Below are 15,544 nucleotides of genomic sequence, written 5' to 3'. Positions count from 1 at the left end.
CGAAGAACAATCGCCTTTCTTCGCGCTGTTCAGAGAAAATGGGCCGCTCTTAAGGTGCGAGAACGGCCCCTTTCCCGATATTCAGGCAGTCATTGCTTATTTCTGTACGTCAACCCACTTGAGTTCCCATTCCGATCCGAAGGAAGGGAAGATGACTCCGGTTACCTTCGGGTTCAGGGCGTAAACCGTGGTGCGGAAGTACAGCGGTCCGACGGCCATGTCGTCCATAAGCAGCTTTTCCGCTTCGACGAGCGTCTGACTGCGTTTTGCCGGATCGGCTTCGTTCTGAGCGTCGGCAATCAGCTTGTCGTAGTTGGCATTGCTGTAGTCCATCGTGTTGAAGCTGCTGGTCGTGGTCCACATATCCAGGAAGGTCATCGGGTCGTTATAGTCAGCGCCCCACAGAGCGATGATCACGTCGAAGTCCTTGTTGTCCTGACGTTCTACACGCAGTTCGTGCGGAACCGTGTCAGCCGAAGCGGTGGTGATGCCCAGGTTCTGTTTCCATTGACCGAGGATGAATTCGACGGTCTTCTTCGCGCCTTCCGTGTCGTCGGCCGTAATCTTGAATGCCGGCAGTTCCTTCAGACCGAGCTCTTGCAGGCCCTTCTGGAACAGTTCCTTCGCTTTCGCTGCGTCAAACGCTGCCAGCGTGTCGCCGGCGGTCTTGCGGAAGTCGCCGTTGTTGCCGTCCGAGGTGCCGATCGGAACCAGACCCGTGGCAGGAGCGGAACCGTTGCGAAGAACGATATTGACGAGCGCCGCCCGGTCGATGCCCAGCGTCAGAGCCTGACGGATGTTCTTGTTGGCCAGGAACGGAGCTTTCTTCTGTTCGTACATCATATAAGCGTTGGTGAGCTCGCGCTTGATCTGCTCTTCCGGTTTGCCCTGGTACTTGGTGACGTATTCGCCGCCGAGCGTCGTCAAGTCGCCTTGACCCGTTTCAAACAGGTTGACCGAAGTCGCGCGGTCTTTTACGATCGTGACCGTGAAACCGTCGAGCTTCACATTGGCAGCATCCCAGTATTTCGGGTTCTTGACGAAGGTCAAGGATTGCTCATGCTTCCATTCCTTCAGGACGAATGGGCCGGCTCCGCTGACTTTGTCCGGGTCTTTGCCGTAAGTGTCGCCTGCGGCATCGACAACCGACTGCTGCTGCGGGAAGAACAGCGGGAAAGCAAGCTGTTGCGTGAAGAAAGCGACCGGCTTTTCCAGCGTAATTTCCAGCGTCTGGTCGTCCTTGGCTTTTACGCCGAGAGCGTCCTTGGCTGCCTTGATTTCGTCGGCGGTCTTCGCCTTGTTAACGGCCGAGCCGCCCTTGATCCATTCCAGCATGAAGGCGTAGAGAGCCTTCGTGTTCGGATCGAGCGTACGCTTGTAAGCTTCGACGAAGTTGCTGGCCTTGACGGGAGTGCCGTCGGCGAACGTTACGCCGTCGCGCAGCTTGATCGTGTAGGTCAAGCCGTCTGCCGAGATCTGCGGCATATCGGCGGCGAGAGCCGGCGTCGCCTTGCCGTCTTTGTCGAGGCGGTACAGGCCTTCGTTCAGAGCATTGATCATCGTGAAAGAAGCGTTGGTCGTTGCTTTCGAGCTGTCCAGATCGGGCGGCTCAGCGCTGTAGATAATATTCATCGTTTTGTTGCCCGTAGAGGGCGCCGTGCTCGAATTGTCGGAAGGTGCGGTGGATCCAGCAGGGCTTGTGGAAGGAGAAGCTCCTTCATCCTTCTTGCTGCAACCGGCGAAGGCGCCGCCGATCAAGGTGACGGCAACTGCGGTTGTTAGAACCTTGTTGATCTTCATAAAATGCCTCCCCATTACAATATGATTTCTCTGTACAAAATGACTTCCAGACGAACCCCCGACCTAAGGCTAACCCCATGACCGTTTCTATGAAACAAAATTCGTCTGTTTTCATCTGCAACTTGTTACCCATTATACAACCAGTGGTTAATAAAATCTACTGGCTGGTTCGAATGATAATTCTAATAGCCCCTTTAAAAAACATTTATGCTAACTCCGCGTGTCAGCTTTACACCGATGACGCATCACCGTATTCGCAATCCCCGGGGCTTGGCTCAATTCCGCTCACAATCCGGCATATTAGCTCAGTTGCGGGGAGTTTTAGCGACTTTTCCTTAGCTTTCTCCAGGATAGCTCCGCTTATCCAGGCCATTTCGGTTTCTCTTCCGCTCTCCACATCCTGCAGCATCGACGAACGGTTCGCCGCGGTCGCTTTACACACTTGAACGACATCGTCCCACAGAGTGTCCGCGAGCGGTACACCATGAGCCAGGGCAGCCGAACGCGCCTCTTCGAACAATTCCTTCATAAGTCCCAGACGGGCCTTATTCTGGAGAAGCTCTCCGTTGGTTATCCGCATGACGGCCGTGAGCGGATTGATCACGGCGTTCACGATCAGCTTCTCCCAGACCGCCGGCCGAATGTCCCGCCGTCTCTCGTGGCGAAGACCCGCCCGGTCCAACACCGGAGACAGTCGGGCAAATGCGTCGTCGTCATCCGCCGTCCATGCCGTCGAGGCTTTGCCGATGCGGCTGATTCCCGCCCCGGTATGGCGGACGGCATCCGGCGCTTCCCGCTTGGCTCCTTCGGTGGTCACCGCCAGCCAGATCCGCTCCGCTGGAATGACTTCCGCCAGCTTCTCCGCATGGCCGAGGCCGTTTTGGAAGCAGAGCAGCCGCGTGTCCGGCGCCATCCGTCCGGCGAGCTCGCGGACGAAGCGGGGAGTGATGTCCTTTTGCTTCAGCGTGAGCAGCATCCAATCCGGCTCGAAGGGCAGAGCGGCATCCCGCTCCTCGTTCCCGGCGGTCGCGAAGACCGGAAGCCGGGTTCGCTTTTCCGGACCGTCCGTTCCCGCATTCAGAGCGACGCCCTGCCGGTTGATGCCGGCCGCTTGTGCCTTCGTGCGGACGCGGAGCTGCAACCGGCAATGCGGCGCCAGACGCGCCGCGAGCAGCAGCCCGAGCGAGCCGCCTCCTACCACTTCGATTCTCAACCGAACCTCCCCCTCTTTCTTCTATTATAATGAGACGAGAAGAAAGGAACAAAGGAAAAAGCACCCCATTGCGGCAATGTTCTCCGCCTTGGCGTGCTTATCGCTCAAGCGATAGGTCTTTATTCGATCCGTTCCAGGTTGCCGTTGGCATCCATCTTGAAGCGGGCTTTGCTTTCCTCGTCCTCTTCCGTCAGGAAAGCGAGCTTGCGGGCCCGGTCCATGATCTGGAGCAGCGCCTTGTAATCGTCGTTGACGACCCGGTAGTCCGTCTCGACGTGATTGACCTGTTTGCCGAGCCGCTCATTTTCTTCCCTCAGCCGGTTCAGCTCGTCGCGGTTGTCGATAATCTCCCGCTCCATCAGCTTGGTTTGGCGGGTGAGCTCCTGAAAGGCACCCTTCAAATGACGCAAATAGCGGATCACCGAGTCGATCGAGATGCCTTCTTCTCCGCTTCCGAAGCCCTCCGTCTTGGATAAGAGCGAATCTGCCGGCTCCGCCACGGCAACCGAGCTCAGCACCGGCACGGAAGCGGTCCCTTTTTTCAAATGACTGCGCTTCTGCCGCTGCGCTTTGGCGATCTGGATAGCGGCTTCGTATTTTTTGCGGACGTAGCTGTTCCAGCGGAAGCCGCAGGCGGCCGCGGTCCTGCCGATCCGCTCTCCCACTTCCTCGAATGCCATGAGTTGGGTGCTGCCTTCCCGAATATGACGAAGGGTAACCTCGGCGAGGATCAGGTCATCTTCCTCTGTCCATGCGTCCTGTCTGATTGCTGACATTGAAACTCCTCCTACGCGATTATAATAGCCTTCCGCAACCGATGGACGGGAGTGGTTCCGTTCGCGGGAAATCCCTTCGTCTGGCGGATGAGGCGCAACTCTGCCGTTTGTTCATCTTTATGCCCATGGTAGAGTTCATAGAATCTATTTGTTACTATTCGGTATTCCCCATTTCCCGCTCTCTCATACCTGACACTCAGCGCGGACGGCTCTTGAATAGAAGAGTTAACGCAAAAAAGACTTCCCCGCCGCGGAAAGCGACAGAGAAGTCTTGTCGAAACGCCCTTATTTTCGCTGGACGAGAACCTTGAATACCTCGCCCATTCGGTCGGCCAGCAGCAGTTGGCGGATTGCCCGGTTCTGCCTGGCTTGGGGGTGAAAGGGATCGGGGCTCGCCGGGTCGCCGAGCAGCTCGAATACTCCGTGCTCCACCAAAAAATTCCGCTGGGTCCACAGCTTCCAGTCGCGCACGCCGCAGGCGAGTCCCGCCTCGATCAACGCGCTGAAATTGAGATGCGCCGTCAGATCCTGACCGCCGGGGAAACGGTACGGGTCGTCCACCGTTCGGTGGTTGCGATAGCTCATCAGCGTCCCCAGACGCCGCTCCGGCGCATAGAGCGCGCCGCTTTCCTCGCCGTAGTCGATCGTCATGACCCAGCCATCCGCAAGCGCAAGCAGCCGCTCCGTCAGCCACCGCTCCGCCTGCAGATTGATCTCCGCCCGGTAGCCCGCGGGCAGCTTGATCCCGTGTCGCTGCAGGTAATCGGACAAGCGCGGATCGCTGCAGGGACGAAGCGTTTCCCCGAACGAGTCGGTCGTTTCCCGCCATTCGACGAACACCTCATGCAGCCCGTGCCCGTCCTCCTTTTGCACCACGCGATGAACGGCAAACGCATCGAGCAGCTCCTGCGAAAAATGAAACACGCCCGAACGCGCGCCCCGAGCTTGCCATTCGACTTCCGACGAGACGCGAAGCCGGTCTCCGTGAGCGGTGAGCCGCTCCTCCTGCCGAGCTTGGTGATAGGGGCTTCTGTCGATGAGCACATACGTCATCTCGCGGTACAGCTCCGGCTCCGATTCCTTCCATTCGTCCAGAATGGCGGCCGCCGTTCTTCCCGTTCCTCCGCCCCACTCCACGAAGGTGCGCAGCGCCGGATCGGCTTTGGCCGCTGCAGCCGCATACCGCGCGATCAGCTTGGCGACAATTCCGCCGACATCGCTGGCCGTATAATAGTCTCCGCCGGGTCCCAGCTTGATCCGGTCGTTCATGTAATAGCCGAACTCGGGATGGTACAGACACAGCTCCATGTAATCGCGGAACGAAATCGCTCCCCCGCAGGCGTTCATGCTTTCCCGAATCGCCCGAATCAACCCGTCACGATCTTCCAACCGGGATATCTCCTTTCCGGATGCAACTATGATATAATGAAATTCGTCTGTTTACGTAGGGCCTCCTTCTGTGTAAAGAGTCCATATGCCATCCTATCACTTTATTCTCGCCAAAGGGGAATCCTTCCAATATGAAAAAGACAACGCGCACCCGCACCCTGGCCATCGCCCTCGTCGCCCTGTCCCTTACCGCGGCCGGCTGCAACAAGCCGCCCAAATGGAAGGACGACGTGACGAACGCTCTCCAGCAGCAAGCGGGCGTAAAGCAATACGTGTTCCACGGCTCCGCCGACCTGAACGTGGGCCTGCCCGCTCCGGCGGCCGGCAGCAACGAAGCCACCGCCTCGCTCGTTTCGATGTTCTCCAAAAGCCGGATTCAGTGGAGCGGCATGTCTTCGTCCGATCCGCTGCGATTGGAAGCCGATTATACACTGACTCCCGGAGGCTCCTCCGCCTCCTTCACCCTGCCGGTGCTCTTCAAGGATAACCTCATTTACATGAGCATCCCGCTGCTCAACAAATCCGGCGAATATTTCTCGTTCGACCCGTCGAAAAACGGAGGAACGGCAGCCGGGGCCGCCAGCCTGAAAAACGTCAACTCCGCTTTATCCGATTCGGTGAAGCAGCTGATCGCCGAATTCGATCCCAAGTGGTTCAAGAAGGACAAAAAGCTTTCGGACGAAAGCGGAGTCGAAGTGATTCGGCTGCCGATTACCGACAAGACGAAGGACGCCATCACCGAGAAGGTAAAAGCCGCTCTGCCAGCCGTCATCGACGGCTGGAAGACGAACGGGATTCTAACCGCAGCCCAGGCGGAGCAATTTAAGAAGGGAGCCGCCGGCTCCTGGAGCGCCACGGGCGGCGAACTGGTCTTCCACCTTACATCCGACGGCTACATCAATCAGGAGCATGTCAGCCTCACCTACCGCGACGGAAGCGGCGCAGACCGACAGATCCAATACTCCCAAGCCTTTGAAGGCATCAACCAGCCGCCCGCTTTCAAGAAGGACACGCCAAAGTCCGTGCGCCCCTTCGAGGACGTGTTGAAGCTGCTCCAAAGCGGCAAGAACGACAAGTAACTTTTCTAGGACTCATTCCACCGCCTCCGGTTCTTTCCGGAGGCTTTTTTGTTAGCTTCCCGCGACTGGGCCTCTCCCGGCCCAGCCGCTTTGCGGGAGGTCTGTTCTCCGACCGCCGTTCGTATTATAGTGAGAGAAGACGAGCTGGCCCAAGGAGGAGAAGGAATGAAGAGACTGGCCCGGCTGCTGTGCGCGGCCTATCTGACCGTGTTCCTGACCTTCAGCGGAATGTCGGCCGCCCAGGCCGAGTTGAACGTGGATGAAACCCGCGACCTTCTGCAAAAAAGCTTAACCGTGGCCGAGATCGACGCCGAAATTGCCAGGATCGGGACGGAAGAAAGTCAGGTGGCCGCCTCTCTCGCCGAGGACGAAGCAGCGATGCGTCGGCAGGAGGTTCAGGTGGAGAAGACGCGGGAACGCCTTGGCTATGTGCTGCGGGCGTACTACAAGGGCGAGCGCCAATCGCTTTGGTTGGCCGTGTTACACGCCAAGTCCTTCTCCCAGCTGCTCACCTTTTACGACTATCTGAGTTACATCTACCGAAGCGACCGGACCGCTCTCATTGGGTACCGGGAGGAATACGTCAAGCTCGAGGAAGCCCATCGCCAGCTGACGCTTAAGCAGATGGAGCTGGCCAACCTGAAGGCCGAATTCGTCCGCCAGCGGGAACGGATGACGGCGCTGCAGGAAGAGATCGACCGGCAGTTGCAGGAGCATCCGGACGCCGCCGCCGCTCTGGCGAAGCAGATGACCGCCGTGCAGACCAGCTGGAAGGAAAACGGGCTGCCGCTCTTCCGGAACTATTTCACTTCCATGTCCGAAGCCATGCAGAAGCTGCCCGAGCTGATTCTGAACGATAAGGAGAAGCGGTATATCAAGGGAACCCTCCTCGCCATCAGCGACGCAGACCTGACGGCGATGCTCCATGAAGAGAAGAGCGATCTGCAAAACCTCTCGCTGACCTTCCGGGACGGTCACTTCACCGCGAGCGGCAAAGAAGGCGATCTGGCCGCCTCGATCGTCGGCCATTACACCGTCGAGGAAAACCCGAATCGCCTTCAGTTTCACGTCGATCGGCTGGAATACAACGGCTTCGCGCTCGACGAGACCACCCGCCGCTCGCTGGAAGAAGCCTATGACATGAGCTTCGCCCCGGGAGCGATCCTGCCGATGCTGCGGGCGAAGGAGGTCTCGACGGATGGCGGCATGCTGTCCATCCGTTTCCAGATCAAGTTCTAACCTTTACGGATAGAGCTTGGCCAGCTCTTTGCCGAACTGCTCGAGGTCGAGCTTACCGCCGAGCAGCTCGGAGAGCTTGCCCACCGCCGCCTCCGACCGGGAAGCGGCATCGATGGAAAACGGCTGCGCCCGCCCTTCCTGAACGAGCCAGGCATACGATTTGAATCTCTCCTCTGCCGTGAGCGGAGCCGTCGCGTAGCTGGTGAGCAGCACCGGCAGCATGCCGGTATCGGTCCATTCCCTCGATTCGGCGTCGGCGCCGGTCACCGCTTTGATCCATTCCAGGGCCGCCGCCGTATTCTCCGTATGGGAGGAGAGGCAATAGCTCCGGCCCTTGAGCCAGGAACCGGTGCCCGTGTCGCCTCCTCCCGGCATCGGCAGGCTGGAGAACTCCACTCCGGCGAGCGGATGCAGCCGGTAGTCCGAGACCGTCGTTACGAAGCCCGCCATTTTCCCCTCGCCCAGCAGCTTCCAGGGGTCCCAGGTCGCTGACGCGATCGGATAATTGGCGCGGAACAGAGCGGAATCCCAGGCTTCCTGTTGAGGCACCAGGAAAGCCTGCAGCGACTTGCGAACGGACGGCTCGGCCGCCAGCCGCAAGGGATTCGCCTCATCGGGCAGCACCGATATAAAAGCCGTGTAGACGGACAGCAGGGACATATAGTCCTGCGGATCGAAATAAATGCCGTACGTCCCCTTGGCGGGGTTCATCAGCTTGCGGTTCCATTCCATCAGCTCCGGGCCGGTGGCCGGAGCCTTCGACCAGCCGTTCGCTTCGGCCGTCTGGCGATTCCAAGCCAGGATATACGGATCGATATCTTTTGGAACGCCCCAGAGATAGCCGTTCCATTTCACTTGATCGAGTACGGCGGGCAAGTATTGCGACTGCTTGTCCGCGGTGAAATATTCACTTGCAGGGTATAAGAAGCCGAGCGCGGCGAATTCCTGAACCCAGCCGTTGTCGAGCAGCATCAGGTCGGGACCGGCGCCGAACTGGCCGGCCTTCTTCCAGGCGGCGTACCGTTCCGCGGCGGGCAGATTCTCCAGCTTGACCTGAGTTCCGCTGTGCGTCTCCATAAATTCGTCGGTCAAGGCGTTCAGCGTATCCCATTCCTTCGCTCCGAGCGAGACGGACACGCGGAGCACCGTATCGTTCTCCCTCTTATCCCTCTGCCCCTGCGGAGCCGCTCCTTCCTCCTCCGTCCCCGCCGGCTTGGCCGTCCCCTTGTCCTTCGTCCCCGCAAACTGAACGAATACCAGGATTGACAGCCCGAGCACCATCATGAGCACGAGCAGGCCTTTGCGCTTGTTCAAACGAAAGCTCTCCTTTGCTGCTACGATTCCGCCCTTTTTTCCGTTCTCTCTCGTTTCTTTTATCATAGCAGAAGAGAGCGGGAATCGGCTACGAAAACCTTTTCATTCCTCCGCATTCGACAACCCCAAAAAATCTCCCTGCCCTGGCTGAAGCCGGGACAGGGAGGAACGTCACGCATTTTCAATCGCTGACTTATAGGAGCCGCCCTACAGCAAATCGGCGGCGAGCTGGGCGAGGCCGGAGCGTTCGCCTTTTTCCAGGGTAATGTGGCCGCTGATGGCCTGGTCCTTGAAGCGCTCGACCACATGCGTAAGCCCATTGCTGCTGGCGTCCAGGTAAGGATGGTCGATTTGCGCCGGATCGCCGAGGAGAACGATTTTGCTGCCTTCGCCCACCCGCGAGACGATGGTCTTCACCTCATGGCGGGACAGGTTCTGGGCTTCGTCGATGATGATGAATTGACCGGGGATCGAGCGCCCGCGAATATAGGTCAGGGCCTCGACCTGAATGCTGCCCATCCCGGCCAGGATCTTGTCGATGTCCCCGGCCTTCTTGGTATCGAACAGGAACTCCAGGTTGTCGTAAATCGGCTGCATCCAGGGCCGGAGCTTCTCGTCCTTCTCGCCGGGCAGATAGCCGATGTCCTTGCCCATCGGCACCACCGGGCGGGCGATCAGCAGCTTCTTGTAGCGGTGCTCGTCTTCCGTCTTGAGCAGGCCCGCGGCCAGGGTCAGCAGGGTCTTGCCGGTACCCGCTTTGCCGGTCAGCGTCACCAGCGGAATGTCGTCGTTCAAGAGCAGCTCCAGCGCCATCCGCTGCTGGGCGTTGCGGGCGCCGATGCCCCAGACCGACTCGTTGCTGAGGTACAGCGGCTCGAGCTTCTTCCCTTCCCGGTCCACCTTCAGCAGCGCCGATTTGGTGGTCCCGAGCTCATCCTTCAGGATGACGAACTCGTGCGGGTGAAGCGGTGTCCGAAGGTTTAAGGCCGAGACGGACAGCTTGCGGAAGGAATAGAATTCGTCGATCACGGCGGGATGAACCATCAGCGTGGCGCAGCCGCTGTAGAACTCCGAAGCGGTCGAGACCAGATGATCCGACAGATAATCCTCAGAGCGGATGCCGAGAACGTCCGCCTTCACCCGCACGAGCGTGTCCTTGCTGACCAGCACAACCGGCTTGGGCTGGGCTTTTTCCTTCTCCTCCAGGTGGTAGTTGAGGGCGACCGCCAAGATCAGGTTGTCGTTGTTCAGCTCGCCGAAGGTATCCTGCAGCTTTTGAAAGCTCTTGTGGTTCAGCTCCACCTTGAGCATGCCACCGCCGGGAAGCGCAACCCCGTCGTGAAGCTTTCCGTCGGAGCGAAAACCGTCGAGGAAACGGGAGACCCGCCGGGCGTTGCGGCCAATCTCGTCGGCGAGCCGCTTTTTGGAGTCGATTTCCTGAAGCACGACAGCGGGGATGATCACCTCGTTTTCTTGAAAAGAGAACAATGCGTTCGGATCGTGCAGAAGAACGTTCGTATCCAAAATAAAGATCTTCTTCATCCGTGACCCCTCCCGTCTGAATCGCTGCCGGACGGCAGCCTGTATCCCTGCCCCTCTTCGGTTACATAGGATGCCGCGCCTCTGGGGAATCTAGGAGTAGCCACATCCACCATTTGAAGGGGAGATCGTATAATGAAAGCCATGCATGTCTATTGGGTTCCCATTTTGGCCTTGGCGCTGGCAGCCGCTTCCGGCTGCACCAAGCAAGGAAAGCAGGAAGGCCTAAACGCGGTGAACGAAGCGGGCCAAGCCGGACATGAAGCCGGTCGGGCGGCGGAATACCGCCTGCTCGATACCACCCGGACGAATCCGCTGAACAACGAGAAGGCTACCCACCTGGGCGATCTGGCGAGGAGCGTGCCGGGCGTGCAGAACGCCTATTGCCTAACCCTCGGCAATATGGCGATCGTGGGCATCGACGTTCCGGCGAATCTGGAGCGCTCGCGGGTCGACACGATCAAGTATACGGTGGCCGAAGCCTTGAAAAAGGACCCGGATGGGGCAAACGCCCTCGTCACCGCCGACCTCGACCTGGCCCAGAACATCCGCGACATCAACGTAAAAGTCCAGAACGGCTATCCGGTCGCAGCATTTGCCGACGAGCTGGGCAACATCCTCGGCCGGCTTATCCCGCAATTGCCGCAGGATACGCATTCGCAGGATCAGGCAAGCAGCGAGCTGCCGAATCCGTCCGGCGAAGCGAACGGCAAGGGCACCGTAGTGCCGCAGGGAACCTCCCGCGGTCCCGGGAGCCGCTGACCGGCCCAGCCTGTTCCCCCTTTACCATTCCTTAAAAAATCGGCAAGAGCAAAAAAAGCCCGGCTCAACAGAGCTAGGCTTTTTTCATGGCGGCAAAGACCTGGTCGTCCAGCTTGCTTGCCGCGCGTTCGTCATAGGTTTTCTCCAAAACCGGTTCAGCGGCGATTCGGGCGCCGTGGAACAGGCCGTCGCGAACCTCCTCGATGCCGATGTCGAGACAAGCGAGCTCAAGCGGTACCTCCGCAAGCTCCTCCCGCACGATCCGCGCCGAACCGGATACGACGTGAATCCGGCCCGCTCCGAAGAAGGCCGCCGTCACCTTCGGTTGAGCTTTCACATGGCTGAGGATGCTGGATTTCCGGTCCACCGCAAAACGCAGGCGTCCCGGTTCCGGCGCATAGACCCAAGAGATGGCACGGGTCTGCGGCGCACCGGTCGCCGGGTCTACCGTCGACAACAGGACCAGTCTTTCTTGCTGCAGAAGCGGGAACAGCTGCTCGGATAACGCGGTCGTGATTTCCGCCATAGGCATGGCCTCCTCGTCTCGCAAGAGTCGGTTCCTTTCCCCACCAGTATAACACAAGACCCGATGGACGGACCAATGGGGTTATGCCCCGAATCGGGCATCGTCTTCGATGGAACTCAAGAGTTCCCCCGCCCTTTCGCGCTGAAACAGCTGCCGCTTCCCGCTGCCGTTCTGGCGGTACCGGACATGGACCATGGTCGCATCGGTTTCGGCGATGGCAAGCTCCTCCACCGCATGCTCGTTCTTCAGCATCTCCTCGAAAAAAGCAACGGTTTCCTGCGCCGCTCCGTCCTCCGGCCGGGCATTCGCCACCAGCCGAATCTGGAGCCAGTTGAACAGAGCCTCCGACAGCTTCATCCGTTTCCCTCCAAGCCTCCGTTCGGCTGCGGGCAGGCATGCTTATACCTATGCCGGCGTCCGAACTCTAATGAAAAAGAGGAGCGGCAGCCTTGCGGCCTCTCGCTCCCCTTCATTCTATCACGCGGACGATCCGTTTGTCTTACGCCTCCGCCATCTTGCGGTGCTTGTCGGCGCGGGCCCGGTCGTTCTTGTCGAGAATCTTCTTGCGCATGCGGATCGACTTCGGTGTGATCTCGCAGTATTCGTCGTCGTTCAGGTACTCCAGCGCCTGCTCCAGTGAGTACAGGCGGGGCGTTTTCAACGTGACGGTGCCTTCCTTGGTAGCAGAACGGACGTTGGTCAGCTGCTTTTCCTTGCAGATGTTGACGATGATGTCGTTGTCGCGGGAATGCTCGCCGACGATCATGCCTTCGTACACCTCGGTGCCGGGCTGGACGAACAGGATGCCGCGGTCTTCCACCGACAGCATGCCGTAGGTCGTCGACACGCCCGATTCGCTCGCCACCAGTACGCCTTGATGGCGGCCGCCGACGTTGCCGCCGAGGAACGGGCCGTAGCTGTCAAAGGCGTGGTTCATGATGCCGTAGCCGCGGGTGAGCGTCAGGAAATGGGTGCGGTAGCCGATGAGCCCGCGGGCCGGAATCAGGAATTCCAGGCGGACCTGGCCGTTGCCGTTCGAAGCCATGTTGACCATCTCGGCCTTGCGCGTGCCCAGGCTCTCCATGACGTTGCCCATGCTTTCTTCGGGAACGTCGATGATGAGCCGTTCGATCGGCTCCATCTTCTGTCCGTCGATCATCTTGACGATAACCTCCGGCTTGGATACCTGCATCTCGTAGCCTTCGCGGCGCATGTTCTCGATCAGGATGCCAAGGTGAAGCTCGCCGCGTCCGGACACGGTGAAGACGTCCGGGCTGTCGGTCTCTTCGACGCGCAGGCTAACGTCGGTCTCCAGCTCGCTCATCAAGCGCTCGCGCAGCTTCCGCGAGGTGATCCACTTGCCCTCGCGGCCGGCGAACGGGCTGTTGTTGACGAGGAAGGTCATCTGCATCGTCGGCTCGTCGATCTTCAGGACCGGCAAGGCCTCGGGGTTCGCCGGATCGGCGATCGTCTCGCCGATGTTGATGTCCTTGATGCCGGAGATCGCTACGATGTCGCCGGCGACGGCGGCGTCGATTTCTACGCGCTTCAAGCCCTGGAAGCCAAGCAGCTTATCGATCCGGGCCTGCTTGATGCCGCCTTCGCGGGTCATGACCGCTACGGTCTGACCTTGCTTGACCGTGCCGCGGTTGATCCGGCCAATGGCGATCCGGCCCTGGTATTCGTTGTAGTCCATCAGGGTGACGAGGAATTGCAGCGGCTCTTCCGGGTTCTCCATCGGATGCGGGATGTGGTCGAGGATCGTCTCATACAAGGCTTCCATGTTGACGCCCTGCTCTTCGGGGCTCAGGCTGGACGTACCCTGGAGAGCCGAAGCGTAGACGACCGGGAATTCAAGCTGCTCGTCGTCCGCTTCCAGCTCGATGAACAGATCGAGCACTTCATCGACCACCTCGGCCGGCCGGGCATTCGGGCGGTCGATCTTGTTGACGACGACGATCGGCTTCAGCTTCTGCTCAAGCGCCTTGCGGAGCACGAACTTCGTCTGCGGCATGCAGCCCTCGAAAGCGTCTACGACGAGAAGAACGCCGTCGACCATCTTCATGATGCGCTCCACTTCGCCGCCGAAGTCGGCGTGTCCCGGAGTATCGACAATGTTGATCAGATTGCCTTTATAGTGAATGGCGGTGTTTTTGGCGAGAATCGTGATGCCTCTCTCCCGTTCCAGATCGTTCGAATCGAGAGCCCTCTCCTGCACCTGCTCGTGTTCGCGGAACGTCCCCGATTGCTGCAGCAGCTTGTCGACGAGAGTCGTCTTTCCGTGGTCAACGTGTGCGATGATGGCGATATTGCGGATGGTATCTCTTGCTTGCATAAAGGTTGATCCTTTCTGGTTGAGAATGGCCACAAAAGAAGCGCCGGATCATCCCGACGCCTGAACATTCCTATATTCTACTCCATTTAACATGAAAATGCAATGAAAACAAGTGTACTCCTATCCCCGGCGGATCCGGAGCGCCGCAAATCCGACGGCGGTGGCGAGCAGGAGGAAGCAGAGCAGCACAAGATGGGTGCTGGCGATGGCCAAGATCAGGCAAAGGGCGGATACGCCCGCCAGCACGAGCGCGATCGGCTGCGCTTTATCCCACCCGAGGCCGCGGCCCCAAGCCGCCCATTCGTACAGCCCCGCAGCGATTCCGAAGAGGAAGAAGGGCCAGAGCACGCGCAGAATCCCCCAGCCAAACAAGAGGCAGAGGATGAAGAGCACGGAATACGTCACGATCATTCCGGCGGGCAAGAGCACGGCGGCGATCCACCGGCCCCGGAAATAGCCGAAGTGAAGCCATATCCCGAAGCCGAGCAGCAGGAACGGCCAGAGAATATGGAACAGAAAGCCGATGACCCCGAGCTTCCCCAGCAGCAGAATCAAAAAAACGCCAACAATTACGATGAGGGCAGGCAGTTTGGCATTTCGCATGAAGCGTCCTCCAACGAAAAGATTCGCGGACAGGCCTCGGAACGGCCCGCCGTCGGTACTGTTCCAGTTTACCCGAAACGGGAGGGAATATCTAGGAGCAGGCCTCTCCCCGTGCGGAAGAGAGATCCTGAGCCCTCCGGCCGATTGCGGCACGACAAAGCAGCGCCGATTCGCCCCATGCGGTCAAATCGGCGCTTACCGCCTCGTTGATGAACCAAAAGGTGCAGCGCCCTACGGGACCCTGCACCTTTTAGAAGACACGGTGCCGATGGGAAGGTTTGAGGGCCCAGCCAGCGGCGATCACCAGGAACGCGAGCGCGTACGGAAGCGCGTGCGCCCAGTCCCCGAGCTGAAGGCGGCCGGTTACCGCCTTGTCCGACAGGAACATGTCGCCGGCCGTATAGCCGAGTATGCCCGCTCCGAGGAAGACCAGGATGGGGAACCGCTCCAGCAGCCGCATGACCACCGAGCTGCCCCAGACGATGAGCGGGATGCTGACCCCGATGCCGAGGATGATAATCTTGAAATCGCCGTCCGCCGCCGCCGCGACCGCCAGCACGTTATCCAGACTCATGACGAAATCGGCGGCAATGATCGTCATGACGGCCTTGCCCAAGGTGCCCGCTTCCCTCACCTGCCCGTGCTCGCCCTCGTCGGACAGCAGCTTGACGGCGATCACGAGCAGCAGCGCCGCTCCGGCCGTCTTGATGAAGGGATACTGCAGCACCGTAACCGCCACCGCCGTCAGAATCAGCCGCAGCCCGACGGCGCCGGCGGCCCCCCACCAGACCGCCCGCTTTTGCTGCTCGGCAGGCAGCTTGCGGCTGGCCATGGCGATGACGATCGCATTGTCGCCGCTCAGCACGACATTGATCAGCAGGATCTGTACGAACAGCACGATCCATTCTGCGTACAAACCGTCCACCTCCTGTGTTCCCTTTCTCTTCTGCGGGTAAATAAAAGCGTAAA

General features: G+C 59.4%; 14 protein-coding genes. 3 read left to right on the top strand and 11 right to left on the bottom strand.

Annotated features, from left to right (window positions below; translation table 11 throughout):
- Nucleotides 1–96: 96 nt before the first annotated feature.
- The 4 genes from ACSEXS_RS11650 to ACSEXS_RS11635 form a co-directional block, all read right to left on the bottom strand.
- Nucleotides 97–1,800, bottom strand: a complete 1,704-nt coding sequence (locus ACSEXS_RS11650; protein ID WP_438433396.1) for a peptide ABC transporter substrate-binding protein — start codon at nucleotides 1,798–1,800, stop codon at nucleotides 97–99.
- A 229-nt stretch (nucleotides 1,801–2,029) separates the two neighbouring features.
- Nucleotides 2,030–3,013, bottom strand: a complete 984-nt coding sequence (locus tag ACSEXS_RS11645; RefSeq protein ID WP_438433395.1) for a ketopantoate reductase family protein — start codon at nucleotides 3,011–3,013, stop codon at nucleotides 2,030–2,032.
- Between the two features lie 119 nt (nucleotides 3,014–3,132).
- Entirely contained in the window at nucleotides 3,133–3,789 is a 657-nt protein-coding gene (locus tag ACSEXS_RS11640; protein ID WP_438433394.1) for an RsfA family transcriptional regulator, read from the bottom strand.
- Between the two features lie 285 nt (nucleotides 3,790–4,074).
- A complete protein-coding gene (locus ACSEXS_RS11635; protein ID WP_438433393.1) occupies nucleotides 4,075–5,178 on the bottom strand; it encodes a class I SAM-dependent methyltransferase in 1,104 nt (367 codons plus the stop codon).
- 131 nt (nucleotides 5,179–5,309) lie between these two features.
- Here ACSEXS_RS11635 and ACSEXS_RS11630 point away from each other — a divergent pair, with 131 nt between their 5' ends.
- Together ACSEXS_RS11630 and ACSEXS_RS11625 are read left to right on the top strand one after the other, a co-directional pair.
- Nucleotides 5,310–6,257 carry a hypothetical protein gene (locus ACSEXS_RS11630; RefSeq protein ID WP_438433392.1) on the top strand — a complete coding sequence of 316 codons (948 nt, stop codon included), beginning with the start codon at nucleotides 5,310–5,312 and terminating at the stop codon, nucleotides 6,255–6,257.
- 165 nt (nucleotides 6,258–6,422) lie between these two features.
- A complete protein-coding gene (locus ACSEXS_RS11625) occupies nucleotides 6,423–7,496 on the top strand; it encodes a hypothetical protein (RefSeq protein WP_438433391.1) in 1,074 nt (357 codons plus the stop codon).
- 3 nt (nucleotides 7,497–7,499) lie between these two features.
- Here the strand turns inward: ACSEXS_RS11625 and ACSEXS_RS11620 are convergent, their stop codons facing one another.
- Nucleotides 7,500–8,810, bottom strand: a complete 1,311-nt coding sequence (locus ACSEXS_RS11620) for an ABC transporter substrate-binding protein (protein ID WP_438433390.1) — start codon at nucleotides 8,808–8,810, stop codon at nucleotides 7,500–7,502.
- A 207-nt stretch (nucleotides 8,811–9,017) separates the two neighbouring features.
- On the bottom strand, nucleotides 9,018–10,352 hold the full coding sequence (locus tag ACSEXS_RS11615; protein WP_438433389.1) for a PhoH family protein: 1,335 nt from the start codon (nucleotides 10,350–10,352) through the stop codon (nucleotides 9,018–9,020).
- 132 nt (nucleotides 10,353–10,484) lie between these two features.
- Here ACSEXS_RS11615 and ACSEXS_RS11610 point away from each other — a divergent pair, with 132 nt between their 5' ends.
- Entirely contained in the window at nucleotides 10,485–11,111 is a 627-nt protein-coding gene (locus tag ACSEXS_RS11610; RefSeq protein ID WP_438433388.1) for a YhcN/YlaJ family sporulation lipoprotein, read from the top strand.
- 73 nt (nucleotides 11,112–11,184) lie between these two features.
- Here the strand turns inward: ACSEXS_RS11610 and ACSEXS_RS11605 are convergent, their stop codons facing one another.
- From ACSEXS_RS11605 to ACSEXS_RS11585, 5 genes are all read right to left on the bottom strand, one after another.
- On the bottom strand, nucleotides 11,185–11,637 hold the full coding sequence (locus tag ACSEXS_RS11605) for a pyridoxamine 5'-phosphate oxidase family protein (protein ID WP_438433387.1): 453 nt from the start codon (nucleotides 11,635–11,637) through the stop codon (nucleotides 11,185–11,187).
- An 81-nt stretch (nucleotides 11,638–11,718) separates the two neighbouring features.
- A complete protein-coding gene (locus tag ACSEXS_RS11600) occupies nucleotides 11,719–11,994 on the bottom strand; it encodes a hypothetical protein (protein WP_438433386.1) in 276 nt (91 codons plus the stop codon).
- 142 nt (nucleotides 11,995–12,136) lie between these two features.
- Nucleotides 12,137–13,972, bottom strand: coding sequence for a translational GTPase TypA (gene typA / locus ACSEXS_RS11595; protein WP_438433385.1), 1,836 nt, complete (start codon nucleotides 13,970–13,972; stop codon nucleotides 12,137–12,139).
- Nucleotides 13,973–14,092: 120 nt separating this feature from the next.
- The gene (locus ACSEXS_RS11590; protein ID WP_438433384.1) at nucleotides 14,093–14,575 is read right to left on the bottom strand and encodes a hypothetical protein; all 483 of its coding nucleotides are present in this window, start codon (nucleotides 14,573–14,575) and stop codon (nucleotides 14,093–14,095) included.
- 250 nt (nucleotides 14,576–14,825) lie between these two features.
- Entirely contained in the window at nucleotides 14,826–15,491 is a 666-nt protein-coding gene (locus ACSEXS_RS11585; protein WP_438433383.1) for a TerC family protein, read from the bottom strand.
- Nucleotides 15,492–15,544: the final 53 nt, after the last annotated feature.

Source organism: Gorillibacterium terrae (assembly GCF_051594785.1).
In the GTDB taxonomy this organism is placed as follows: domain Bacteria; phylum Bacillota; class Bacilli; order Paenibacillales; family NBRC-103111; genus Gorillibacterium.
Note: the sequence above shows the minus strand (reverse complement) of the source record. Positions and strands in the feature narration are given on the sequence as shown.

What these genes read in the sequence shown, in the direction of transcription:
- ACSEXS_RS11650 (WP_438433396.1), bottom strand. Translation starts at nt 1,800, where the DNA reads ATGAAGATCAACAAGGTTCTAACAACCGCAGTTGCCGTCACCTTGATC.
- ACSEXS_RS11640 (WP_438433394.1), bottom strand. Translation starts at nt 3,789, where the DNA reads ATGTCAGCAATCAGACAGGACGCATGGACAGAGGAAGATGACCTGATC.
- ACSEXS_RS11630 (WP_438433392.1), top strand. Translation starts at nt 5,310, where the DNA reads ATGAAAAAGACAACGCGCACCCGCACCCTGGCCATCGCCCTCGTCGCC.
- ACSEXS_RS11625 (WP_438433391.1), top strand. Translation starts at nt 6,423, where the DNA reads ATGAAGAGACTGGCCCGGCTGCTGTGCGCGGCCTATCTGACCGTGTTC.
- ACSEXS_RS11615 (WP_438433389.1), bottom strand. Translation starts at nt 10,352, where the DNA reads ATGAAGAAGATCTTTATTTTGGATACGAACGTTCTTCTGCACGATCCG.
- ACSEXS_RS11610 (WP_438433388.1), top strand. Translation starts at nt 10,485, where the DNA reads ATGAAAGCCATGCATGTCTATTGGGTTCCCATTTTGGCCTTGGCGCTG.
- ACSEXS_RS11605 (WP_438433387.1), bottom strand. Translation starts at nt 11,637, where the DNA reads ATGGCGGAAATCACGACCGCGTTATCCGAGCAGCTGTTCCCGCTTCTG.
- ACSEXS_RS11600 (WP_438433386.1), bottom strand. Translation starts at nt 11,994, where the DNA reads ATGAAGCTGTCGGAGGCTCTGTTCAACTGGCTCCAGATTCGGCTGGTG.
- typA (WP_438433385.1), bottom strand. Translation starts at nt 13,972, where the DNA reads ATGCAAGCAAGAGATACCATCCGCAATATCGCCATCATCGCACACGTT.
- ACSEXS_RS11590 (WP_438433384.1), bottom strand. Translation starts at nt 14,575, where the DNA reads ATGCGAAATGCCAAACTGCCTGCCCTCATCGTAATTGTTGGCGTTTTT.